The organism is Streptomyces sp. NPDC055966 (assembly GCF_042269865.1).
Lineage (GTDB): Bacteria > Actinomycetota > Actinomycetes > Streptomycetales > Streptomycetaceae > Streptomyces.
In genome coordinates, this window is record NZ_JBHJYK010000026.1 from 89768 (window position 1) to 111416 (window position 21649).

Here is a 21649-nt window from a genome sequence, read left to right on the forward strand (position 1 = left end):
GGATGAACTGCTGACGCCTGCTCACCCTCTGCCGGCTGCGTGTCGCTACGCAAGCCATGACTGATCCGTGTTAAGGGAGCGGCTGCGCCAAAGCCTGCTCGCCGTACAGCCCGGCACGAGACCCCAGCATCGCGGTGAGCCGACTGGCTACGTACGTCATAAGCGGCTGGGCGCCGGCCGGTGATGGAGATTGCCGGGGTGCCGCACGAGCTGATCCGCTGGACCTCCCGGCGCAATGACCAGATCGCCGCCTGCCTCTCCGAGCTGGAGCGCGAGTAGGTCACCGCCGTCGACGACGACGGCGAGCCGCGGTTCCTGCCCGTGGTCTCCGAGCGGGCCCGCGCCAAGCTGAACCAGATCACCGCCCGCAAGACCCACCCGCCGAAGCAGAAGGCCCGGCCGCTCGCGCAGCTGCGCGCGTGGTGGAAGGTGAGCGCGATCCTCACCTCCGGGGTGGCCGTCGACGTCATCAACTCCCTCCTCAAGTACGCCCGTGCTGCGGCTGCGGAGATCCGGTCCCGGGTCGCCGCCGTGGTCGACGTCGCCCAGGCGGCCGTCGACGTCACCGCGACGGTGTTCGTGATGAACGACGGCGGCCGGTTCCACCGTCGGCCCCTGCTCGCCGAAGCCCGCCGCCACCTCGCCCTTGTTCTGCGCGGCCGACGCCGCGACCCCGGCCTGGACGTCCAGATCGTGGCCGCCGCTCTCTTCACCCACTGCCTGGATGTCAGCGAGCCGAAGACCGTGCGTGGCCTGGAGTCCGGCTACCGCCTCCACGCCGCACGGTGGGCGCTGTCCGACCTTCCTGCCCGGCGCCGCCCACCAACCCTCGCGCACGACCCGAACCGGCAGCCCCGGCCGATCCCAGCGCGCCAGTTGCGCCCCGGACCCGGACCAGACGGCGGGGGAGTGGGAGATCCCCCGCCTCCCGCTGAGCTACGACTGGGCGGTCCTCGCCGGCGCGGTGGTGCGGGAGCAGCTGCGCACCACCATCGCTGGCGTGCGGGGCCGGGCGTATGACGTCGTCGTGCACCAGCAGGCGGCGATGCCCGAGCAGCTGCTCGCGCCCCCGGCCACCGCCCCGGGCACGGCGACCCGGAGCCGGAGCCGGAGCCGGAGCCGGAGCCGGAGCCGGAGGCCGGCCGGCAGGCGGCGGTCGACATGACGGCGCTGCGGGCCCTGCGGGAGTCCCGTACCGACGTGGAAGCCCTCGATCCCACGGCCGAGCGACTGCGCCACCTCCGGGACGCGTTCACCAAGGCGGCCGACGACTCCCGCGCCCGCAAGAGCCGCTGTGCCGACCGGGACGATGCTGACGAACCGCACCCGGTGCGCGAGGACGACCAGCAGGCGCACTGTCCTCAGCAGCCCGGACCGCACCGTGGCCGGGAGGCCGGCCACTGAGTACATCCGGTACCGCATCTGCCGCCGCGCTGGGCCGTCAACAGCGCGGCACAGCGGTGCGACTGGGGTTTGCGCATGGTTGTTCGGAACCCACTCCGAGAAAGATCCGCATCCGGCGCGTGTGTGCCAACTGCCAATGAGGGACGTGGCTCATGGACGAATTCTGCGTGGCCCCCGGGCCGTAAAGACCTGCACCGGCTGATCGTTCCCGGCGAGAACTTCGCTCGCAAGCGCCTGTACGAGCCGTACCGCCTGCTGTCTGAGCAGCCAGGCCTGCACCTGGTCCAGCCGCAATGGATGCACCTCACCGTGCTGCACGCCGGACCGCAGGACAGCGCCAGCGCCAGGGAGGTCGACCAGATCACCCGGGAGGTGACCCGGCGGGCCACCGACACCGACCCGTTCGAGGTGCGACTGTCCCGCCCGGACATCGGCGCCCTGGCGATCGAGAGCAAGGGCTATCCCGGCTGGCCTCACCGGCAGTTGTGGGAGATGACCTGGCAGGCGCACCAGACGGTCGTAGGCGATCGGTGGCCGCGCATCCCGACGGCCTCGTATCCCCATCTCTCCCACGCCTACGCTGGCCTCTCACGCTCGTGGCCGAATGGCATGACCGTCATGAGATCGTGTGGGACGTTCTCGCCGAAGTGCCCCTCGGCACGCGGCCTTAGGACATGGCGCCCGGCTGCACCGCGGCGACCTTGACCCACATCTCCGCCCGAGCGATCGCCTGCTCGGCGTCGAGCCGCTGGTTCTTGAGGTGGTCCAGAAGCCACCGCTGCCACTCGCTCAGCTCGCCAGGAGCAGAGTTGCTGAGAGATTTCGCAGCCTCCCATTCCGCCCAGGCGTGTTCCGGACTCCCGGCGACACGTGCCCAGTAGCAGGCCTGAAGCGACGCGTTTGTGCGCCGATCTTAGGACTGGTCCATCCGTAATCCCCTTGGTCCGGCAGGCGGTTCGGTGTCCAGCCCCTACCCACAGCCGAGGCCGCGCCACGGTTTGCCCGGGCGCTGTGAGAGCTTCGCCGTGGCCGACCGCTCTGTCGGCGCTCGCCGGTGACAGCTGGTCCGGCACACGTAACTGCAACCACGGAGTGGCGTTGGACAGATCACAAAGAGGATGACCGTCTCATCGAACAGGAGCATCACAGTGATCATGAAGGCTCTGGCCGGCGCGGCTTTCGCGATTGCCGCAACGACGGCCGTGGCTGTACCAGCATCGGCGACGGACTTCGGAGGACCCAACGGCGGCACCGGCGCCACGGACTTCGGAACCCGCAACGGCAACACCACCATCGCGGGCGAAGCAGGCGGCATCGGCAACACCTATGGTGCTCCGTTCGCCAATGTCGACCTCCGCTGTGCGGTGCCCCTACCGGAAGGTGAGGGCATCGGGGGGCACCTGCTCGGCGGGCCCAAGCCCGCGTGCAACCTCGCGCCCGTCGACCAGTACCAGGCACCGCAGAAGCTGCTCTGACAGCAGCACCGAGAGGTAGCGCTCCCGCGCCGGCTCCGCGGATCCCGACCACGAACCCCTACCCCCCGACCAGGACACCGACCACGCCGACCGCGAGCCCGACCAGGGCAGGTCAGGGGTCGGTGTTGTGGTCGAAGCCGCTCCGACCTACCCGGGCGGCGCCCACACGTCTGGCCCAGCGCCCCGCCACTCCACCCAGGCCGCGCTCGCCACATCCACGGGCCCGATGTCTTCGGCCCCGGTCCGTCGTAGGAACTCGGCGATGTCGAGCAATGCTGTACGCCATCCCCATGAACCAGCTGCCGACGTGTACCCGCCGACCGCCATCTTCGGTCGGCGGGTACACGACGACCTTCGGCGTCCCGGTCACTCATCCAGGGTGGGCGGCCGCCGGGAGCGCGCACGCGGGACGCCGGAGCCGTTCGTAGGCTGGTTGCAGGATCTCGCCGCGTCCGACATGTCGATCTTTTGCGACCTGGGTTTTCTTGGTTGTCTCACGGCCGTGTCACCATGATCAGTCTCAAGTCCGTGGCATTTCCTCGTCCGACACCGGGCAGGTCAGCGGTCGTCCAGCCCACCACCGCTGTTGGCCCATTCCAGGGCGCTCAGGGGCGCACGCGAATGACGGTCTTGCCCTTGCGCCGCTCGGTCGGGTTGAGCGCAGGGACGGCGTCGTCGAGGGTCGCGATGGTTCCGATGTGCGTGCGAAGGCGCCCGTCCCGCACCCGGTCGACGATCTCCACCAGCTGACTCGGAACGGACTCGACGACGAAGTCGACCGCCAAGCCGTCGACAGGGCGAGCCTCAACAGGCCCGACCACCGACACCAGCGTCCCGCCAGGCCGGATGATTCTCGCCGAGCGCCTTTGGATGTCAGCGCCGATGACATCGAAGACCACGTCGACCCCGCCGATGTCGTCGAGATCCTCGGTGGCGAGGTCGAGGAACTCGTTCGCGCCGAAGTCGAGCGCCGCCTGGCGGTCCGCCGCCCGCCCGGTCCCGATGACGTAGGCGCCGAACTCCCGGGCGAGCTGCGTAACCACGGACCCGACTGCGCCGGCGGCGCCGTGTGCGAGGACGCTCTGCCCCGCCTGAAGACGACTGTGCTGGAACAGACCTTGCCACGCGGTCAGGCCGGAGATCGGCAGGCTCGCACCCACCGTGAAGTCGACGTTCCCCGGCAGCGGCGCCAGGTTGCGTGCCTCCACGGCCGCGTACTCGGCCAGGGTTCCATCGCGGTGCCAGTCCGTGATCCCGAACACCCGCTGTCCCAGCGAGAGCCCCGTCGTGCCGTAGCCGAGGGAGGTGACCACTCCGGCGAACTCGTGGCCGATGATCGCTTGGGCTCGATCGCGACCGGCGCGATCGACCCACGTCGAGGGCCACTCCCACTCCGCGGGGACGAAGCCCGACGCACGGACTTCAACGACGACGTCGTTGATCGCCGGCGTCGGCTCAGGCCGCTCCGCGAGTGTGATTCCGGCTGCTTCCGCGGCCGGATCCGTCGCGACGATTGCCTTCACGGGTACCTCCGTATATCTCGTGCTCGCCGTCTCTGTGCGCCGCCCAAGCCATGGAGTGGGCTGGTTAACCCACAGAGGAACGGCAACAAGATCCGTCACCGGACGGATGGACGACTGAAACGCGTCGAGTCCAACCGGAGCTCGACGAGCACCACACACCCAGGGCAAGCAACACCCACCCACGCGCTAGTCTCACGGCGATGTCGCATACGACATCGGTACGACACGGCTCGTGCGATGACGACATCAGCCGTAAGACCCCACAGGTTCGTGTGGGATCGCAGATGCCACGTCATGGCGCGACGCTGTGAGCTGCGGCATTTCGGTTTGTCTCACGGTGGTGGACGCCGTTGCTGTCTCAGGACTGTGTCCATTTCCCCAGGCCGGTCCTTACTGATCGTTTCAGAATCAGCTGAGCTGAGGGCCTTGCGCTCCGCGACCTTGGTCGGCAGGGTCTCCGGGTGCGTGCTGATCTTGTTCCGGATGACCTGTGGGAGCGGGTGGCTCCGCTGCTTCCGCCCGCTCCCGAGCGACGCCACCGCTACCCCGGTCGACTGCGTGTTCCCGACCGGGCGGCCCTCGCGGGCGTCATGTACGTGCTGCGAACCGGTGTCGCCTGGCGCGATGTCCCGGCCGAGACCGTGGGCTGCTCCGGGGTAACGGCCTGGCGCCGGCTGCGGGACTGGACGGAGGCCGGTGTCTGGCCGCGTCTGCATGCCGCCTTGCTGACCGAGTTACGCCGCGCTGACCTTCTATGCCTGGACGACTGTGCCGTGGACGGGTCGCACGTCCGGGCCCTGAAAGGGGGGATCACGTCGGCCCTTCGCCCGTCGACCGTGCCCGTCCCGGCTCCAAGCATCATCTGATCGTCGACCGCCACGGCACCCCACTCGCCGTCACGCTCACCGGCGGGAACCGACATGACGTCACCCAGTTGCTGCCGCTGCTGGACGCGGTCCCAGCAATTCGGGGTCTGCGAGGACGCCCCCGCCGCAGGCCCCGGCGCCTGTACGCCGATCGGGGCTACGACTTCGACAAATACCGCCGCCTGCTGTGGAAGCGCGGCATCAAGCCGATGATCGCCCGACGCGGCGTCGCACACGGCTCCGGACTGGGCAAGGTGCGTTGGGTGGTCGAGCGCGCCTTCGCTTGGCTGCACCAGTTCAAGCGGCTCCGCACCCGTTACGAACAACGCGCGGATCTCCATCAGGGCCTGCTCGAACTGGCCTGCAGCCTCATATGCCTTCGCCGCCTGCGGACCTCATCCTGAAACGACCGGTGAAGCGCGTCAGTTCGGTCGATTCTGTGTCAGTGGCTGCCCGCAGCGCAGATTCCAGCGCCCGTTCCGGCCGGACAGTTCAGTGACCGTGAGCGGTAGCACATCGAGTCGCCAGAAGGCTGTTGGCGGTAGCGCCAGCGCGTGCACGAGCGCCGAACGGATGACCGCCGGCTCCACGACCGCGACTGTACGGCCGTCATGCCGGGCTCGTTCATCCAGCCAACTGCCCACGCGTGCGCACAGGCTTGTGAGCGATTCACCGCCATGGGGCGCCGCAGACGGGTCTGCCAGCCAGGCAGCAACCGCTGCCGGGTCGGTCACGGCGATGTCGTCGAGCCTCAGTCCGCGCCAGGACCCGACGTCCAGATCACCTAGCTCCTGGGCAGATTCAGAGGCAAGGCCGAGGGCCTCGGCGGTCTGGCGGCAGCGGAAGGAGGGGGCGACGAAGCACGGAGCCGCGGCCAGGCGTGTGTCAGCTACCGCTCGTGCCGCCCGCAGGCCCGCGTCATCCAGCGGGCCGTCGTTGCCGAACCGCGCCTCCCGCAGCTCTGCCCCGACTGCCGGTGCGACCAGCATCACGCGCGCGGTCACCGCGCCCTCCTTCTCCGCTTTTCCGCGCGATACCGCGCGCATACGTACCGGCGTCGGGGTGCTCCTCCCGCTCCCGGTTGTGCGCCGTCCGCCGCTGCGACTCCCCTTGGCCGGGCCTTCGCGACACGGTACCGTCACTGCGACAACTCAAGACGACGGTGCGGCGGAAGCCCGGTGAGATGCCGGCACGGTCGCGCCACTGTGAGTCCGGAACCTGACCTGATGTCAGTGCCCGGCGAGTCAGACCCGCCACCGTCGTACATGCTCCACTGAACGGGACGCGAGTTCCCAGAAGGAGGTCCGGCCATGGCTCACCCCATCGCCCCCGCCGCCGCGCCGACGATCGCCCCCATCTCCGTCAAGGCGATCCTGCCCTGGGCGGTCTTCTTCGGCATCCTGCTGATGGCCCTCATCTACTTCGTCGGCGCCGAGCAGGGTGCCACCTCTCTCCTCTCCGGCGAGAACGTGCACGAGTGGGTGCACGACGGCCGCCACCTGCTCGGCTTCCCCTGCCACTGAGCGGAGCAGCACGTGAACTCCGCCTCTGTCCGTGGGCTGCTCGTCCGGGGCATGCTGGCCGGTCTCGGGGCCGGCCTGCTCGCCCTGGTCGTCGCCTACCTCCTGGGTGAGCCGCGCGTCGACGCGGCGATCGCCTACGAAGACGCCCACACCACCGAGCACGGCATGGAGATCGTCAGCCGGAGCCTGCAGTCGACCGCGGGCCTGGCCACCGGTGTCCTGGTCTACGGCGTGTCCCTGGGCGGTATCGCCGCCCTGGCGTACTGCTTCGCGCTCGGTCGGATCGGCCGGTTCAGCCCGCGCGCCACGGCCGCCCTGCTCTCCGGGGCGGCGCTGGTCGCGGTCTACGTCGTGCCGTTCCTCAAGTACCCCGCCAACCCGCCGGCCATCGGCGACCCGGCGACCATCGGCAAGCGCACCACGCTGTACTTTCTGATGATGGCGCTCAGCGTCCTGCTGGCCGTCGCCACCGTGATCATTGGCAAGCGGCTCGCCCCCCGGCTGGGCAACTGGTACGCCACGGTCGTCGCCGTCCTCGGCTTCGCTGTGGCCGTCGGCCTGGCGTACGCCCTGCTGCCCGCTGTCAACGAGGTGCCGCAGGACTTCTCGGCAACGCTGCTCTGGCAGTTCCGCCTTGCGGCACTCGCCATCCAGCTCACGCTCTGGGTCTCGTTCGGCCTGCTGTTCGGGCACCTCGCCGAGCGCCTCCTCAACCCGAAGCCCGCAACTGCCAAGCGCGACGCCGCGTCGGAAGCGACCGCGGCCGTGCTCTGACACCACGGGCTCCTGTGGAAGCCAAGGGCCGGTACGGACGACAGGACGTCATCCGTACCGGTCCTCCGCACACCTGAGGTAGGACGGACGCCACGGTGATGGACACCACCAAGCATCCTTTGCGGCACGCCATCGACGAGTCGGCCGTGAGCGCGGCGGTTGCAGGCATCGGAGAACGAAGCCGTGTGAACTCGCTGGCAGCCAGGTTCGCGCTGCTCGCAGAGCCCGGCCGCCTGGCCCTGCTCCTCGCGATGCACCGGGCCGGGCCGATCTCCGTCACCGACCTCGCACTGGCCACCGGGATGCGGGACACCACCGTGTCCCACGCCCTGCGCCTACTCAGGACGGCTGGCACCGTCTCCGCCTCCAGGACAGGCCGCGTTGTCCGGTACCAGCTGAACGATCCCGAAGTCGTCCAACTTCTCGATGGCACTGCGGGATCCGCACGAGCAGACGTCCAACATCAGGGCTGACAAGGCCGCGCGGTCGGCACATCACGGCGAGGCCGCCGCAAATCCCATCGGCCCCGTTCCCTCTCATGCCCCCTCCGGTCATGGCGATTCAAGATCGCAGGAAGGTCCTCGACGTGCTGGCGTGATGGCCATCAGTGCCTTCGGCTTCTCCTCCGACGGCCCTGCAGCGACCATACGATCCAATGAATACGACACGTGGATCTCCATCAGAGCCTGCTCGAACTGGCCTGCAGCCTCATCTGCCTTCGCCGCCTGCGGACCTCTTTCTGAAACGATCAGTTACTCCGCTACCAGTGCACTGGGAGTGCGGTCATGCGCTGCAGGACGGTGCCGGGCTGGAATCCCGCCGTGGCGGTGGCCGGGTCCAGGTGCAGGTTCGGGAACCGGGTGAGCAAGGAGCGGAAGGCGATGTGCAGTTCGGTGCGGGCGAGGTGCTGGCCGAGGCATTGGTGGGGGCCGGTGCCGAAGGCGAGGTGGCGGGGGGATGCCTGCTTGGTGTCGATGATGTGTGGTGCGGGGTAGTGGGCGGGGTCGTGGCTGGCGAGGGAGAGCGAGACGACGATGCCGTCGCCGGCGCGGATGGCGTGGCCCTCGATGGTGATGTCGGCTGTGGCGACGCGCATGACGATGTCGAATACGCACACCAGTCGCAGCAGTTCCTCGATCACCGCGGGCAGGGACTCGGCCCCAGCCCGCAGCTGGTTCACGCAGTTGGGGTGCTGGAGCAGGGTGTATGTCCCGATCGTGATCATGTTGGCGGTGGTCTCGTGGCCGGCGGTCAGCAGGATCACGGCCATCCGTACGAGCGTGAACCGGTCCAGGCCGCCATCGGTGCGCGCGTGTTCCAGGAGGACATCGAGCAGGCCCTCGCCGTGTCGGGTCTCCTTGGAGGTGAGGAGGGCATCGAGGTGGTCCATCAGCTCGCTGCGTGCGGTGAGAGCCTGGTCAGGGGTTCCGGTGAAGAGCAGGTGCAGCCGGGATTCGAAGAAGTCGCGGTCGCCGGCGGGGACTCCGAGCAGTTGGCAGGCGACCTTGGAGGACAGCGGAGCAGCGAAGGCAGAGACGAGGTCCGCGGGAGGGCCTTGTTCCTCGATCGCGTCGAGGAGGGTGTCAGTGATCTGCTGGATGTGCGGGCGTAGGGCAGCGGCGCTTCTGGCTGTGAAGGCGGGGACCAGTGGGCGACGCTGGCGGGCGTGCTCGGGCCCGTCTACGCCCAGCAGCGGGGTGGGGATGTGCCGCAACGCCTCGAAGCGCGCGCCGGGCGAGGGGAAGTCGGGGTGCTGGCGGTCAGCGGACACCTCCGGGTGACTGAGCAGTCGGCGCGCTGCGTCGTGGCCGGTCACAAGCCACACGGTGCGCCCGTCATAGAGCTGCACGCGTGACAGCGGTTCTTGGGCGGTCAGCGGGAGGTAGGCGTCGGCGGGCTGGTACGGGCACGTGCGGTCTTGCGGGAAGGTGGGCACGCCAGAGTTCGCCACGTTCGCCTCTCTCTTCACGACAGCGGGGACGTTCGGGCAGAAGGTCGGCGCGTCCATGGTCTCCAGCACAAATGGCAGAGCATCCCGCACGAACAGGCCAAACCTGCTGATCAGTTCCGAGTTCCTCCAGCCACTGCCCTCGCCTCCCGGGGGCAGCTGTTCGAAGGCCAGAAGCCCGCCGTGGGCGCGACGAGGAGCGAGCTACCGACACTCGGAAGGGTGAATACGCTGACCAGGGAGTCTCAGCATCGCTGCACGTATGCAGCCGGGATGCAGCCGGGCTTGAGATTGTGAAGCCGGATCTGAGATCCCACAATGACTGTAGGTTCTCGTCGCCTGTGGAACAGGCTGTGCTTGTTGACCAGCGGTTCTTCCGCTATTGCAGGCCGATGGCATAGCCTCTCAGTCTCACGGACGTGGCATTTCCTCACGGTCTGGGATGACTGTGAATGACACTGGTGCTCCCGCCCACATGAGATGTTGCACCATCGGTGCCGCTCGTTGCGCTGGCGGCTGTTTCGGTCAGGCTGAAGTGGTGGGTGTCAGGCCGGTGGGGACCTGCCACTGGTAGCGGCGGCCCTTGTTGGTCAGGCGCAGGCCCTGCTTGAAGACGGCCAGGCCGAGTTCGTTGGACGCCTTGGCGAGGAGGGGCACGGTGTCGCCGGCCTTTGCGTAGCCCATGCTCAGCGGGGACTGGGCGGCGAGGGCGAGCTTGGTGTGGTCGGCCGGCGGGACTGAGACGATGTCCGCGGTCCGGTCTCCGGCGAGGTGGCGCATCAAGGTGGGGCCCACCCCCGCGAACAGCGGGGTTGGCAGGACCTCGCGGATGTAGTCCAGGACGCCCTTCGTCAGGACGGTTCCGGCCTCGGAGGGCCGTTGCTGTCGGCGCAGGACGGCGTCCACCAGGGCAGCACCGTCGTCGAAGGTGGACGGGTTGACCTTCTCGGCGACGCCGAGGACGTAGCCGATGATTCGCCAGATGCGGAAGAAGGCGTCCCTGTCTTGGGCGGGAGGCTCGACGCCGAGCCGGGCCAGCCCGCGGGGGATGATGACGGAGAAGCTCATCAAGGTGGCAGCCAGGTCTTCCTGGTTGACGGGCACGCCCCAGGAGGTGTCCCAGTCCTCCTTGCGCGACAGGTGGTACCGCATCGTGGCGTGCAGCAGCCGGATCTTCTGGGCCGTGCGCACCCCGCGTGCACCGGGCCCGAGGCCGCCGGTCTCCAGGACGTCGACGACGAACTGGGCGGTCTCCATCAGCCGGCGGAACACACCCTGGGTCAGGCGGGTGGAGCTGTAGAGGACCTGTGCCCCGTCGCCGCAGCTGTAGCACAGGGGCAGGGAGCCGCACAGCAGCGTGGTGGTGATGTGTCCCTGGTAGCGGCCGAGCAGGCCCTGGCCACGTGCCGTCAGCCGCGTGTCTGCCCACTCGGGCAGGACCGCGCTGCGGGTGAAGTACTCCTGCAGCTTCGGCGGCAGGCCGTCCGGGACGGCCTCACTGTTGCCCTCCAGCGCGAGGAGGGCCTCGCGGACCTGCTCCTGCCGGCCGAGCTCGTAGATCTCTTCGATCGCGGCGTCGGCCAGGGGGTCGCCGGCCTTCCGCAGGGGGTCCAGCAGCTCATCGGTCCACTTCATTGCGGGCACGCGCATCTCCATTGCAACATCACTGCAAGCGGGTGGTGTGTGGGAGTTAGTCCGCCCGCCTTGCTGTGGCTCCGGAGTCCGGCGTGCAGACCGCTCGATCACCTTCCTAGTGGCCTGCGTTCCGCCGTCACCGCCCCAATCACCCGAACAGACCAGGCTGAATCGATCCGTCGTCCCTCTAGTGGGGCCTGTGCCTTTCAGCGGCGTGACGCGCAGCGTGCGAGCGGCTCTGCCCGACGGGGCCGCGCCTCGCTACGACTTGATTACGGCTCCGGCCGGCCGCCGGGATAGCTTCTGGCGAATCCCCGCGGCTTCGGGACGCAGACCCGTCCCCATCGCCTGATTGAGGTCAAGCGCCGCTACGGCCCCACCGACCTCCCCCTTCACGCAGTCCGTCGCCGCGGGCGCCAACCAGGCTGGCCTTAACAGATGTTTCCGACAAGGTTGTCCCAGTTGTCTTCACAGAGCCGTGAAGCTCATGACGAGGGCGTCCCGGTACCCGCCGGTGGGGCCGGCCGAGGTGACGCCGGACGCGCCGTGCAGGGTCCGGCGGTCGTCGAGGAAGAGGAAGCCGCCGGGGCGGAGAGCAGGGCGCCGTGGGTCGGCGCCCCGTTCCCGGCTGCGTAGCTGGCTCTCCGGCTCATCCGAATGCCTGTTTCGCCCCGGAAAGGCGGCATGGATCGTGTGTGACCGCCCGACAACAATGTGCGCCATGAGACGCATAGACGCTGCGAGCCACCGGTGACGAACTCCCGCCCACGCATAGCCCTCGTACTGTTCGGCGCGATACGCCAGCACGGCGGCATCGGCACCAGCGTGCTGCGGCTCGCCCGCGGCCTGTCCGCCGACGGCCGGTTCGATGTGGACGTCGTGGGGCTGCGACCCGCTCCAGACGCGCAAAGCAGCGACTCGCTGACCGGACCCTCGTTCGACAGGGATCCAGGGATCGGCTTCTTCGAACTGCTCCCGGATGACGTGGCGGCGCCGCGGCCGGATCGCGAACTGGTCGTCCAGCAGGCCCTGGTCGCGCTGGCACGCCGCCGCCGGTACACCCTGCTGCACGGTTTCTCCGCCGCCTCGGCGGGCTTCTACGCGACCTTGGCCGCAGCCGAATGCGGCATACCGTCCGTGGTGGGCGTGCGCGGCAACGAGGTCTACGGCCAGGTCTTCGAGCACGCCCGGCTGCCGAGGCTCCTGTGGGCCATGGCCCACGCCACCCGCGTCATCGCCGTCAGCGAGGTCGCCGCCCGCAGAGCCGACATGCTCACCGGCTGTGGGCCGCGCACCACGGTCGTCCTCAACACCATCGACCCGGCCGTCTACCGGTCCGGCACGGTCCGGGTGCCGGGATCGCCGGTCATCGGCACGCTCGGACGGCTCACGGCCGGCTCAAAGGGCGTCGATCTTCATGACGGTCTCCTCTCTCAGCCGAAGTGGCGGATGCGGGCCGCGGTCGCGGGGGCGTAGGGCAGCCAGTCGCCGGTCGCTCCGGTGGTGACGAACTCGGCGACGGCGGTCGCGAATTCGAGGCCCAGGGCGCGCTGGGCCTCGCCGGCGCCGACGAGGATCGGGCTTCCGAGGGAGGCGTCGAAGGTGTTGAAGAGGAAAGGCAGTTCGGCGCAGTGGGTGGCGCCCAGGCCGTAGGGGTCCTCGGCGGGGGCGTGGTCGAACTGGTAGACGTAGGTGGTGTTGCCGCCGGCCGCGTGGTGGTCGGCGATCTGAAGCGAGCCGTCGCGGAAGAGGCCGTCGGTCTGCACCGAGGTGAAGATCTGCGCCGGTGTCGCCTGCGGGAGGCGGTCGGCGTGCTGCTGGTAGACGTCCCGGGCGGCCTGCCGGCCGACCTGGGCGGTGAGGATGTCCAGGGCGGTGTCGGTGGTGAGGTTCTGGATGCGGGGGTCGAAGGCGAAGAAGGCCGTCGCCTCGTCGCGGGTGGTGCCGATCAGCAGCGGCTTGCCCTCCAGCGCGCCGTCGGTGAGCGCCTGCTGCGGGGCGCGGGGCACGCCGGGGGCGCCGAGGACCGGGTACATCGGCGGAGCCGCGTTGCCCGGAGCCGCGAGCCGGCCGGACAGGCGGCCGTAGGCGTCCAGCAACTGCTCGGCCGGCAGTGCACGTAGGGCCTTGGCGGTGTCCGTGCCGTTCGGAATGTCCAGCAGGCGCAGGTAGGCGTCGGCGTTCTCGGTGGCCTGGTGCGGATCCTGCGGGTTCAGGCCGAAGGGACCGCTCTGCAACAGCACCCGGGTGATGGACCCGTTCGTCGCGGGGTCGAGCGCGAGCGACAAGGCCGAGTACGCTCCGGCGGACTGCCCGCCGACGGTGACCGTACGCGGGTCACCGCCGAAGGCGGCGATGTTGTTCTGCACCCAGCGCAGCACGGCGGCCTGGTCCTGGGGACCGAGGTTGGCCGCGCCGATCTCGGGCAGGTAGAGGTAACCCAGCGGCCCCACCCGGTAGTTGGCGGTGACCACCACGATGTCACCCAGCGCGGCGAGGCGGCCGCCGTCGTACCAGTCCCAGCCGCCGGACCCACTGGTGAAGCCGCCGCCGTGCCACCAGAGAAGGACGGGCCGGGCGGCGCCATCCTCCAGCGCCCGGCGTGGAGTGAAGACGTTCACGGTCAGGCTGCCGTCCTCGTTCCAGTCCGGCACTCGCTGCCCCTGCACCTTCTCCAGCCGGGAGGCCGCCTGCGGAACGGACGGGCCTGCCGCGGCAGCGTCCCGCACCTCCGTCCAGCCGGGGTGCGGCTGCGGCGTGGCGAACCGCAGCGCGCCGACCGGCGACGCGGCGTACGGGATGCCCCGGAAGGACACCGCCTCGCCCTCCGCGATCCCCCTGACCTTGCCCCGGTCGGTGCCCACCACCGTGTGCTCGATGCCGGTCATCGTGCTCGCCTGCGCCCTCTCGTCTCGGTTGCTCTGAGACGGTTCTAAGCCGAGGCGAGAATCTGAGCCATGAAAGGCCACAGAAAATGAGGAAGTGAAACGTATGATCTTAAATCGTGGAGAAAGTGCGCCAACAGTTGAATGAAACGGACAGTCGGATCGCCGCCGCGATGCTGGCCGCACCCCGTGCCTCCTGGCGTACGGTCGGCCGGGTCCTGGGCGTCTCGGAGCGCACCGTCGTACGGCGAGCGGCACCGTTGTTCGGCGACGGCACGCTGCGGGCCACGGCCGTACGCAACCCGGTCCACTTCCCCGAGCTGATCCCACTGGCCCTGCGCATCCGGTGCAAGCCCAACCGGATCAGTGCTGTCGCCGCCACCCTCGCCCGCCGTCCTGACACCATCTGGGTGGACGTGCTCGGCGGCGGCGACGAGATCTGCACCGTTCTGTTTCTGGACGGACCGGACGCCCGCAACAACCTGCTGCTGCGGGACCTGCCCGCCACCCCCGCGGTCCAGTCCTGGACCTCGCACGTGCTGCTCCGCGTCTTCCCGGCCGCCTTCGACTGGAGCGGCGGCCTGCTGACGCAGACCGAACTGACCAGCCTGCGGCCGGACATGCCCACGGCACCCAGCCGGCCTGTCCTCCAGCCCCTCGACCACCAGCTGATCAACGCACTGATCGAGGACGGCCGAGCCTCCTACACCGACCTCGCGCGCCGCGCCGACACCACCGCCCTCACCGCCCGTCGCCGGGTAGAGGCACTGGTGGGCGGCCAGGTCCTCAGGCTCGCGACCGAGGTCGACCTGGCCCGGCTGGGGATCCGCACCGAAGCCCTCCTGTGGATCACCGTCGCACCCGGCGGCCTGGAGGAGACAGGACGACAGCTCAGCCGCCACCCGCAGGTCCGCTTCGCCTCCGCCACCACCGGGTCGGCCAACCTCCTCGTGGCCGTCGCGGCAGCCGACCTCAACGCGCTCTACCACTTTCTCAGCGAGACCATCGGAGCCCTCACACACGTCACCACCCTTGAAGTCACCCCCATCCTGACCGGAGTCAAGAGGACCGGCCTGGTCCGCCCCGGCAGCCTCTGAGGCGATCACAGTGCCGGTCAGGCGGGCCCTCAATGCGGGCTACAGCGGACTGGGATGACGCCATCGCCCTTTCGGGCAAGGCGATTCGCAGCGTGCAGCAGGAGTATGACCAGGGTGAGCCGCTGGCTGTGCGGGCCGGGGCTTCCGGGACACCAAGTTCTGGGACATGGTGGACCACATTAGAAATGCGGGAGACGGAGCCTTTTTCACCTATCAGTCCGTCAAATACATGACCATGACCACCAAAGAGGACAAGTACCGTGTTTGCGGTCCTCCCTGTATCTCGGTGCACCACGTGACCGGGGAATGCCGGTTCTTCAGCGTTCAGGAACTCAGGGCCGTTGGGGATCCCTTCAACTGGTGGCAGGAGGCCCGGGGCTTCCACCTTGGTCGTGGAGATCGGTTGTCATGCAGTGATGGTCTGTGCAGTTGATCCCTGTTCGAAGGCGACCGGCGACAGCTTTCGTGGACCGACGGCCTGGACGAGGTCGGGCATGGAGCCGCGCACGTCGGCGAAGTAGACGCTGTCGCAGTGCTTGGTGTCGACGCCCCCACCGGACACTTGCACCGAGCCGAGGAAGCTCTTCTCCACGACCGTGCCGTCCGCCGCGATCTGCTCGGCGAACTCGGCGAGGACCTGCCGTCGGCGGGTGGGTTTGTGCTCGCCGCACAACCAGCCGGCCCAGACCTGACCGGGCGCATGAGGCCCCCTCGGTAGTGCGGTTGCGTGCGGCCAGAGCGGCAGTCGATCACGGAGCGCGGGCAGTTGTTGTCGGAACGTGACTGCCGCAGGCTCGAAAATGCACGACGCCCCGCCGTCCGGACCGCGCAGGTCTGGAGGCGGGGCGAGACGGGCGAGCCCCGGCTGGTTGATGCACTGGCCGGGGCTCGCCGTGGCGTTGCTAGGCGGGAGTGACGTTCTCCGCCTGCGGGCCCTTCGGGCCCTGGGTCACGTCGAAGTTCACCAGCTGGTTCTCTTCGAGGGACCGGAAACCGCCAGCGTTGATGGCGGAGTAGTGGACGAAGACGTCGGGACCGCCGCCGTCCTGGGCGATGAAGCCGAAGCCCTTTTCCGCGTTGAACCACTTCACCGTGCCAGTAGCCATGTGCCTGTCTCCTTTGTGGGGACTTGTATCGGGCCCCGCACCGTGCGGGACCCGGAGGTGATCGCCCTGGTCCGGAGAGGCGTTGAACAGCAAAAACGCCCGCGATGGCGATCACGGGCGAACGGGACTTCGGAACCACGACTGCTGATCACAACGCTACACCGGCTGGTGCCGCTCGGCCACAAAGACCCACGACAGCAACGCGCCTCCGTGGGTCGACCGGGCGCCTCTGGCAGTCGTCTCCCGAGTGCGCCTCACCTGCGACCGGGTGAGGCTGAGGCTATGGCTGAGCCTCGCGTGATCGTATTCCCGCCCGGTGAGGGCGGCGGCCGGCAGATCCGAATCGACAGCGAGACGCGGGGAACCGCGTTCGGCCTGCACGACCTCAGCGTGTTCCTGGAGCGTGCCGGCCTGGAAGGGTTGGACGTGGTGGACTTGATGAACTCGCCGCTGATCGAGTGGATGAACTCGCCGCTGATCGAGTGGTGGGGCGGCGGGCCGGAGGTGTGGCCGGCGGTGAAGTGACGCACGATGCCCCGTCCTGGTCCGGTCCGACGAGGCGATGTGCCTGACCCACCTGTCGCCTGGGTGGGCAGCGGCATGCGGGGTGACGGTGTCGGTGATGAACCGGCGCGCGCTGCTTCCTCGCTGGGCGCGAACACACGCGCCGGCCGCGCTCGGGTCTCGGGGTCCGTCTCCGAGCTGACTTGCCTGGCGGGAAAGTGGGCGCTACTTTCCTCATAGGAAAGTAATCACGTTGAGGGGGCACATCATGAACACGCTCAGTCCCGCCGAGGCCCGGGAAGCGCTGGCCCGCGTCCGCTCGGCCCGCGTCAACGCCGCCGAGTCGCTCCGGACGCCTTGGTGGCTGTGGACCGTCCTCGGCGTCGTCATGGCCCTGGTCTTCGCCGCCAACGACTTCGGTTCTGCTGCCCAGGAGGTCTCCGCTCTCGGTTTCGGCGCCCTCGCCGTCGCCTGGGTCGTCGCCGGCCGGCGCAGCCCCCGCGTCGCTGCCGTCTCCGGCACCTTGCACCGCAGCGCAGCGCCCCGGAACGCCTGGCTGCCCGTTGTGCTGATAGGCCTCGTCCTCGGTATCGCCCAGCACTTCGCCGGCCCCGCCGTGCACCGCATGCTGACCGGCCCCGGCATGCCGGCCTGGATCCGCGAGCACCCGTACACCGCCGCAGCGCTGCCGTACGCCGTCCTCATGGTCGCTGTGGGCCTGCTGATCAACGTGGTGGTACGGCGGATGGCCCGTCACGCGGCGGCCGCGTGAGCATGATGGGCCACGCCGCCGGCACCGCGCCCGATGCCGTTCCCCCCGGACTGGAGCAACTGCTCCTGGACCCGACCAGGTTGACGATCCTCTCCCTGGTGTCCGCCACCAACTGGTGCGAGTTCGCCTTCGTCCGCGACCACGCCAGGCTGAGCGACTCGGCGTTGTCCAAGCAGCTCACCACGCTCGGTGGCGCCGAACTCGTCGAGATCCGCAAGGGGTACACCGGCCAGCGGCGCCGCACCTGGGTGCGGGCCACCGCCGCCGGCCGCGAACGGCTGCGGGCGCATCTGGCCGCGCTCCAGCAGATCGCAGACCGTGCAGAGCAGGCCGCTACGGCCCACCCCGACGCCGAGGACGAGGTTGGCGGCGAAGCACAGTAGCTGTGGGCAGACGGAGAACCGGCGAGTTGCCTCCCCGCGCTGAAGCACGGAGAGGCGGAGGCCGCCGCCGTGGCCTTCCTCGCCTCAGCGGACAGCAGCTTCATGCTCGGCACCACCCTGCACGTCAACGGCGGCGAGAACCAGTTCTGACCCCGCCACACCGACTCCCGCCCCGCCCGGGCGAGTCGCCACCTGCGGCATCCTGCTGGCCGGCACGAGCACCCGCGCAGCACGCCCGGACTGGACGCGGTCTCAACGACGTTAGTCGTCTGTACGACGGTGACCTGAGTGGACTGAGTTGGATGAGACAGGTCGACTCGGTACGTTGAGACGAAAGGCCGGAGCCGGCCCGTGGGACCTCGCTCAAGCGGGGCCCTACGTCGGGATCAGACGGTGAGGACGAGCTTGCCCTGGAGGTGACCTGCGTCGAGCAGCCGGTGCGCGTCGGCGACGCGCTCGAACGGGAACGTCTCCTGCACGTGGACCCGGAGCCTGCCCTGTTCGACGAGTTCGACGAGTCCTCGCAGGGCGACCGGATCGGGGTCGACCGCGATGCCGCTGAAGCGCATGCCGGCCGCCTCGTACCTGGCGGCGAGCTCCGCATCCTCCTCGGCGACCGCCGTCACCAGGTGACCGCCTGGGCGGAGCACGGTGAGCGACCGTGCGGCGGATTCGCCGCCGATCGTGTCGAGCACGACGTCGACGTCGCGGACCGCCTCGGTGAAGTCGACCGTCGTGTAGTCGATCACCTCGTCGGCGCCGAACCCCTCGACGAACTTCCGCTTGCTGGTGCTGGCGGTCGCGATCACGTGCGCGCCGAGCGCTTTCGCGATCTGGACGGCGACGTGGCCGACCCCGCCGCCACCGCCGTGGACCAGGACGCGGTCGCCCTCCTTCACGCCGCCGAGGTCGACGAGGCCCTGCCACGCCGTCAGCCCGACGACCGGCAGCGCCGACGCCTCGACGTGCGAGAGCGACGCCGGCTTGCGCGCCAGGTGCAACGCCGGCGCCGACACGACCTCGGCGTACGCGCTCGCCGCCCGGGGGAACAGCGGCATCCCGAACACCTCGTCGCCGGGCCTGAACCGCCACGTTCCCGATGCCTGTACGACCTCGCCGCTGATGTCCCAGCCGAGGACGAACGGCGGCCGGCCGATCAGCGGGAACTCGCCGGCGCGCAGACGCGCCTCCAGCGGGTTCAGCCCGATCGCCTTGACGCGTACGAGAACCTCGGTCGGGAGGGGCTGGGGCTCGGGCACGTCCACGATGGTGAGCACCTCGGGACCGCCGAGCGTCTCCTGGGTAATGACTCGCATGACTCTCCTGGCTTTTTTGGAGGGGAGCAGAGAACCCAGGCTATGAATTTGATAGGAACCAGCAGGTACCTTTGGCGCCATGAGCGGTTTCGGTCCCGGTGATCCCTTCCTCGCCGACTGTCCGGCGCGTCTGGCGGTCGAACTCATCGCCGACAAGTGGACGGTGGTCGTGCTCTACGGCCTCAGCAAGGGCCCGGTGCGCCATGGCGAGCTGATCGAGCTGATCGGCGGTGTCTCCCGCAAGATGCTCACCCAGACGCTCCGACGGCTCCAGGCGCACGGACTCGTCCGCCGCCACGCCTACGCCGAGGTGCCGCCCCGCGTCGAATACGAGCTCACCCCGCTCGGGGCAACGCTGATCGATCCGATCCACATGCTGACCGAATGGGCGAGGGCGAACGGCGACGCAGTGCTCGATGCGCTCGACGCCGATCCCGAGCCGGTCGCCCACAGCAACTGAGGCCCCTGCTAAGGCACTGAGTATCCTCTCGGCCCCTACTCGCTATCCGCCCGGCCGCGCCCGGTCTGCAGGCTCTCGGTGCGTTGGACGATCTGCCACATCGGGGTGGCGGTCCTGGTCACGACCACGAGCGTCTCACCCCAGGCGCGGTACACGAGGTCAAGCAGCGGGCGGTCGCCCCGTCCAGCCGCACCCTGTTTGTGCCGCATCATGGCCCCGAAGGCCTGGTCTGCCGCCCGAAGATCTCATACGCCTGATCCTCCGTGCACCGCGCGTTCAGACAGTAGTCGGCCCACTTCGCCACCTGCTCGAAGGAGGAGTCCGCGGCGATGCGGGCCGTGGCGGAGGGAACGTCCAGGAGGGTGCGGCGTAGCTGGACGTCCGGGCCGAGCAGGGCCCAGTGGGCGCCGGGTCTGCCGTACGGCATGCCGATGCTGCCGGGGTTCACGACGAGGCGGCCGGCCGCGAGGCGAGTGAAGGGCATGTGAGTGTGTCCGCAGACGACAGTGGTGACCTCGGGGCCGACGTCGGCGAACGCCTGCGCCCACTGCTCAAGGGAACTGTCGACCAGGAGCACCTCCTCGTCGTCGCGTGGGGTGGCATGGCAGAACAGCACCGTACCGAGCCCCTCGACCGGGAGGGTGAGTGAGGTCGGCAGCCCCTCGAGGAAGTCGACCTGGTCCTCGCGCAGACCACGGGCGGCCGAGGGGCCGATGGGGTCGGGGATGGAGTCCCGCAGCCCGCGCCGGTACTCGACCAGTTCACGGTCGGCGTTGCCCCGGATCCAGGCCACTCGGTCGCCGAGGCCCCTCAGCAGGTCCAGAACCGCGGTGGGCTGCGGTCCGCACGCGATGTCACCCGTGAGGACGATCAGGTCCGCGCCGGTGACATCGGGTTCCGCGAGGACCGTCTCCACGGCCGGCAGCACACCGTGGATGTCGGAGAGGACCGCTACACGCTTCACCATGGCCTCAAGTATCCCGGCTGCACGTCGACTTGGTGACTTGGCATGGCTCGGATCAAGTCCGGGCCGACGCGCGCCGGCAGGCCGAGCAGGAGGCCCGCCAGCAGGAGTACAAGGAGCAGCTGCGCCGCGAGGCCGAACAGCAGAAGGCCGAGCGGGAAGCGCGCCGTCCCGCGTGTGCCGGCTGCGGCACGAAGTTCACCGACGGACGGTGGGAGGCCGCGGAGAACTGTCCGAAGCAGGTAGGGCGGTGGCACCCCACGCTGTGCGGCGAGTGCGAGGAGCGGGTTGTCGAGGCGGAGCAACAAGCCGAGCGAGAGGACCAGGCGGTGCCCAAGCAGAAGGACGGCGGCTGGCTGTCGCGCTTCCGTACCTGACCGGGCGAGCCTCCACTGTCAGTGTTGGCTGCAAGGCTGGACGGATGCGCCGTGAAGACGAGCAACCCCTACGGGGCCGGGTCTACGGCGCCGATCACGACCATCCGGGCCCGGTACCGGGCCAGCGCTACGCCGAACTGGTGGGCGGGCCGCTGGAAGGACTACTGCTCGACATCACCGGCTGACGGCCGGACTGGGCTTCGGCGTAGTCGGGTGACATCCGGTTCGTGACGGTGCGTCGGGTTGGGGCACACGCTTGACGTCCGCCGGGCAGCACCCGTTCGCGGCCTCCTCCCTGACGGACGTCACCATGGCTGCGGCCTGGCACACCATCCCCTCCTGGGGCATCGTTGCCGAGTCCGACAACGTCCATCCCGGCGGCGGCCCTGGTGCGCTGGGAGTACGCGCGCCCACTCCCACGTCGTCCAGGTCTCGGGCGCCTCCCACATCGGGATGATCAGCCACCCGGCCCTGGTCGCCGACGTCAGCGAGGACGCGGCCCAGGCCACCTCCTGACCGCCCCGCAGACAACGCGGCGTTGGGGGGGGGGGGGGGGGCGCCCGCCGCGCCGGGGGGCGGGCACAAAAAAACCCACAACAAACAACAAAACAGCCGGCGCGGGGGGAGGGAGGGGGTT

At 69.3% G+C, this 21649-nt stretch carries 24 protein-coding genes, 1 pseudogene and 1 riboswitch; of the genes and pseudogenes, 16 read left to right on the forward strand and 9 right to left on the reverse strand.

Annotated elements, in window-relative coordinates; genetic code table 11:
- Positions 1-321: 321 nt before the first annotated feature.
- The 3 genes from ACFC8N_RS40135 to ACFC8N_RS40145 all read left to right on the forward strand — a co-directional run bounded on the left by ACFC8N_RS40135 (position 322) and on the right by ACFC8N_RS40145 (position 2879).
- On the forward strand, positions 322-1020 hold the full coding sequence (locus ACFC8N_RS40135; protein ID WP_376294180.1) for a hypothetical protein: 699 nt from the start codon (positions 322-324) through the stop codon (positions 1018-1020).
- A 141-nt stretch (positions 1021-1161) separates the two neighbouring features.
- Positions 1162-1404: a hypothetical protein gene (locus ACFC8N_RS40140; protein WP_356028143.1), complete on the forward strand. Its 243-nt coding sequence runs from the start codon at positions 1162-1164 to the stop codon at positions 1402-1404.
- 1118 nt (positions 1405-2522) lie between these two features.
- Positions 2523-2879, forward strand: coding sequence for a hypothetical protein (locus ACFC8N_RS40145; protein ID WP_376294182.1), 357 nt, complete (start codon positions 2523-2525; stop codon positions 2877-2879).
- A gap of 605 nt (positions 2880-3484) precedes the next feature.
- Here the strand turns inward: ACFC8N_RS40145 and ACFC8N_RS40150 are convergent.
- On the reverse strand, positions 3485-4402 hold the full coding sequence (locus ACFC8N_RS40150) for an NADP-dependent oxidoreductase (RefSeq protein ID WP_376294184.1): 918 nt from the start codon (positions 4400-4402) through the stop codon (positions 3485-3487).
- A gap of 461 nt (positions 4403-4863) precedes the next feature.
- Here ACFC8N_RS40150 and ACFC8N_RS40155 point away from each other — a divergent pair.
- A protein-coding gene (locus tag ACFC8N_RS40155; RefSeq protein ID WP_376294186.1) for an IS5 family transposase occupies positions 4864-5672 on the forward strand; the annotation gives its coding sequence in 2 pieces (ribosomal slippage) (positions 4864-5203 and positions 5203-5672; 810 coding nt in all).
- Positions 5673-5690: 18 nt separating this feature from the next.
- On the opposite strand, the gene ACFC8N_RS40160 is transcribed toward ACFC8N_RS40155, so the two are convergent.
- Complete coding sequence (locus ACFC8N_RS40160) at positions 5691-6272, reverse strand: histidine phosphatase family protein (protein WP_376294189.1); 582 nt, start codon at positions 6270-6272, stop codon at positions 5691-5693.
- A 109-nt stretch (positions 6273-6381) separates the two neighbouring features.
- Positions 6382-6541, forward strand: a riboswitch (cobalamin riboswitch).
- Positions 6542-6578: 37 nt separating this feature from the next.
- Between ACFC8N_RS40160 and ACFC8N_RS40165 the strand changes: the two genes are divergently transcribed.
- The 3 genes from ACFC8N_RS40165 (at position 6579) to ACFC8N_RS40175 (ending at position 8038) form a co-directional block, all read left to right on the forward strand.
- Positions 6579-6791 (forward strand): CbtB-domain containing protein, encoded by a 213-nt coding sequence (locus ACFC8N_RS40165; protein ID WP_376294191.1) that lies wholly within the window; start codon positions 6579-6581, stop codon positions 6789-6791.
- A 12-nt stretch (positions 6792-6803) separates the two neighbouring features.
- A complete protein-coding gene (locus ACFC8N_RS40170) occupies positions 6804-7565 on the forward strand; it encodes a CbtA family protein (RefSeq protein ID WP_376294193.1) in 762 nt (253 codons plus the stop codon).
- A gap of 98 nt (positions 7566-7663) precedes the next feature.
- Positions 7664-8038 (forward strand): ArsR/SmtB family transcription factor, encoded by a 375-nt coding sequence (locus tag ACFC8N_RS40175; RefSeq protein ID WP_376294195.1) that lies wholly within the window; start codon positions 7664-7666, stop codon positions 8036-8038.
- 287 nt (positions 8039-8325) lie between these two features.
- Here ACFC8N_RS40175 and ACFC8N_RS40180 read toward each other — a convergent pair whose 3' ends face one another.
- Entirely contained in the window at positions 8326-9573 is a 1248-nt protein-coding gene (locus tag ACFC8N_RS40180; RefSeq protein WP_376294197.1) for a cytochrome P450, read from the reverse strand.
- A 465-nt stretch (positions 9574-10038) separates the two neighbouring features.
- Positions 10039-11163: an oxygenase MpaB family protein gene (locus tag ACFC8N_RS40185; protein ID WP_376294199.1), complete on the reverse strand. Its 1125-nt coding sequence runs from the start codon at positions 11161-11163 to the stop codon at positions 10039-10041.
- Between the two features lie 735 nt (positions 11164-11898).
- Between ACFC8N_RS40185 and ACFC8N_RS40190 the strand changes: the two genes are divergently transcribed.
- Complete coding sequence (locus tag ACFC8N_RS40190; protein ID WP_376294201.1) at positions 11899-12624, forward strand: glycosyltransferase; 726 nt, start codon at positions 11899-11901, stop codon at positions 12622-12624.
- On the opposite strand, the gene ACFC8N_RS40195 is transcribed toward ACFC8N_RS40190, so the two are convergent.
- Entirely contained in the window at positions 12582-14036 is a 1455-nt protein-coding gene (locus ACFC8N_RS40195; RefSeq protein ID WP_376294203.1) for a carboxylesterase/lipase family protein, read from the reverse strand. The genes ACFC8N_RS40190 and ACFC8N_RS40195 overlap by 43 nt on opposite strands.
- Before the next feature lie 116 nt (positions 14037-14152).
- Between ACFC8N_RS40195 and ACFC8N_RS40200 the strand changes: the two genes are divergently transcribed.
- Together ACFC8N_RS40200 and ACFC8N_RS40205 are read left to right on the forward strand one after the other, a co-directional pair.
- Positions 14153-15130 carry an Lrp/AsnC ligand binding domain-containing protein gene (locus ACFC8N_RS40200; RefSeq protein ID WP_376294205.1) on the forward strand — a complete coding sequence of 326 codons (978 nt, stop codon included), beginning with the start codon at positions 14153-14155 and terminating at the stop codon, positions 15128-15130.
- Positions 15131-15162: 32 nt separating this feature from the next.
- A pseudogene (locus ACFC8N_RS40205) lies at positions 15163-15276 on the forward strand (XRE family transcriptional regulator); the annotation flags it as partial.
- A gap of 260 nt (positions 15277-15536) precedes the next feature.
- Here ACFC8N_RS40205 and ACFC8N_RS40210 read toward each other — a convergent pair.
- Together ACFC8N_RS40210 and ACFC8N_RS40215 are read right to left on the reverse strand one after the other, a co-directional pair.
- The gene (locus ACFC8N_RS40210; RefSeq protein ID WP_376294207.1) at positions 15537-15803 is read right to left on the reverse strand and encodes a hypothetical protein; all 267 of its coding nucleotides are present in this window, start codon (positions 15801-15803) and stop codon (positions 15537-15539) included.
- Between the two features lie 229 nt (positions 15804-16032).
- Positions 16033-16236 (reverse strand): cold-shock protein, encoded by a 204-nt coding sequence (locus tag ACFC8N_RS40215; RefSeq protein WP_356028159.1) that lies wholly within the window; start codon positions 16234-16236, stop codon positions 16033-16035.
- Positions 16237-16518: 282 nt separating this feature from the next.
- Here ACFC8N_RS40215 and ACFC8N_RS40220 point away from each other — a divergent pair, with 282 nt between their 5' ends.
- From ACFC8N_RS40220 to ACFC8N_RS40230, 3 genes are all read left to right on the forward strand, one after another.
- A complete protein-coding gene (locus ACFC8N_RS40220) occupies positions 16519-16761 on the forward strand; it encodes a hypothetical protein (RefSeq protein ID WP_376294210.1) in 243 nt (80 codons plus the stop codon).
- 247 nt (positions 16762-17008) lie between these two features.
- A complete protein-coding gene (locus ACFC8N_RS40225; protein WP_376294213.1) occupies positions 17009-17512 on the forward strand; it encodes a hypothetical protein in 504 nt (167 codons plus the stop codon).
- A 2-nt stretch (positions 17513-17514) separates the two neighbouring features.
- Complete coding sequence (locus ACFC8N_RS40230; protein WP_376294275.1) at positions 17515-17895, forward strand: transcriptional regulator; 381 nt, start codon at positions 17515-17517, stop codon at positions 17893-17895.
- A 386-nt stretch (positions 17896-18281) separates the two neighbouring features.
- Here the strand turns inward: ACFC8N_RS40230 and ACFC8N_RS40235 are convergent, their stop codons facing one another.
- Complete coding sequence (locus ACFC8N_RS40235; RefSeq protein WP_376294215.1) at positions 18282-19211, reverse strand: NADP-dependent oxidoreductase; 930 nt, start codon at positions 19209-19211, stop codon at positions 18282-18284.
- Positions 19212-19290: 79 nt separating this feature from the next.
- Between ACFC8N_RS40235 and ACFC8N_RS40240 the strand changes: the two genes are divergently transcribed.
- Positions 19291-19671, forward strand: a complete 381-nt coding sequence (locus ACFC8N_RS40240; RefSeq protein ID WP_356028168.1) for a helix-turn-helix domain-containing protein — start codon at positions 19291-19293, stop codon at positions 19669-19671.
- A 208-nt stretch (positions 19672-19879) separates the two neighbouring features.
- On the opposite strand, the gene ACFC8N_RS40245 is transcribed toward ACFC8N_RS40240, so the two are convergent.
- Positions 19880-20638: a metallophosphoesterase family protein gene (locus ACFC8N_RS40245; RefSeq protein ID WP_376294218.1), complete on the reverse strand. Its 759-nt coding sequence runs from the start codon at positions 20636-20638 to the stop codon at positions 19880-19882.
- Between the two features lie 32 nt (positions 20639-20670).
- On the opposite strand from ACFC8N_RS40245, the gene ACFC8N_RS40250 reads away from it, so the two are divergent.
- Both ACFC8N_RS40250 and ACFC8N_RS40255 read left to right on the forward strand, forming a co-directional pair.
- A complete protein-coding gene (locus tag ACFC8N_RS40250) occupies positions 20671-21012 on the forward strand; it encodes a hypothetical protein (protein ID WP_362817518.1) in 342 nt (113 codons plus the stop codon).
- 44 nt (positions 21013-21056) lie between these two features.
- The gene (locus ACFC8N_RS40255; RefSeq protein WP_376294286.1) at positions 21057-21197 is read left to right on the forward strand and encodes a hypothetical protein; all 141 of its coding nucleotides are present in this window, start codon (positions 21057-21059) and stop codon (positions 21195-21197) included.
- The last annotated feature ends 452 nt before the right edge of the window (positions 21198-21649 follow it).

Excerpts from the sequence above, each read along its gene's own strand:
- ACFC8N_RS40245 (WP_376294218.1), bottom strand. The coding sequence starts at position 20,638 with ATGGTGAAGCGTGTAGCGGTCCTCTCCGACATCCACGGTGTGCTGCCG.
- ACFC8N_RS40140 (WP_356028143.1), top strand. The coding sequence starts at position 1,162 with ATGACGGCGCTGCGGGCCCTGCGGGAGTCCCGTACCGACGTGGAAGCC.
- ACFC8N_RS40255 (WP_376294286.1), top strand. The coding sequence starts at position 21,057 with ATGCGCCGTGAAGACGAGCAACCCCTACGGGGCCGGGTCTACGGCGCC.
- ACFC8N_RS40185 (WP_376294199.1), bottom strand. The coding sequence starts at position 11,163 with ATGCGCGTGCCCGCAATGAAGTGGACCGATGAGCTGCTGGACCCCCTG.
- ACFC8N_RS40180 (WP_376294197.1), bottom strand. The coding sequence starts at position 9,573 with ATGGACGCGCCGACCTTCTGCCCGAACGTCCCCGCTGTCGTGAAGAGA.
- ACFC8N_RS40230 (WP_376294275.1), top strand. The coding sequence starts at position 17,515 with ATGATGGGCCACGCCGCCGGCACCGCGCCCGATGCCGTTCCCCCCGGA.
- ACFC8N_RS40240 (WP_356028168.1), top strand. The coding sequence starts at position 19,291 with ATGAGCGGTTTCGGTCCCGGTGATCCCTTCCTCGCCGACTGTCCGGCG.
- ACFC8N_RS40215 (WP_356028159.1), bottom strand. The coding sequence starts at position 16,236 with ATGGCTACTGGCACGGTGAAGTGGTTCAACGCGGAAAAGGGCTTCGGC.
- ACFC8N_RS40220 (WP_376294210.1), top strand. The coding sequence starts at position 16,519 with ATGGCTGAGCCTCGCGTGATCGTATTCCCGCCCGGTGAGGGCGGCGGC.
- ACFC8N_RS40145 (WP_376294182.1), top strand. The coding sequence starts at position 2,523 with ATGACCGTCTCATCGAACAGGAGCATCACAGTGATCATGAAGGCTCTG.
- ACFC8N_RS40235 (WP_376294215.1), bottom strand. The coding sequence starts at position 19,211 with ATGCGAGTCATTACCCAGGAGACGCTCGGCGGTCCCGAGGTGCTCACC.
- ACFC8N_RS40195 (WP_376294203.1), bottom strand. The coding sequence starts at position 14,036 with ATGACCGGCATCGAGCACACGGTGGTGGGCACCGACCGGGGCAAGGTC.
- ACFC8N_RS40165 (WP_376294191.1), top strand. The coding sequence starts at position 6,579 with ATGGCTCACCCCATCGCCCCCGCCGCCGCGCCGACGATCGCCCCCATC.
- ACFC8N_RS40175 (WP_376294195.1), top strand. The coding sequence starts at position 7,664 with ATGGACACCACCAAGCATCCTTTGCGGCACGCCATCGACGAGTCGGCC.
- ACFC8N_RS40225 (WP_376294213.1), top strand. The coding sequence starts at position 17,009 with ATGAACACGCTCAGTCCCGCCGAGGCCCGGGAAGCGCTGGCCCGCGTC.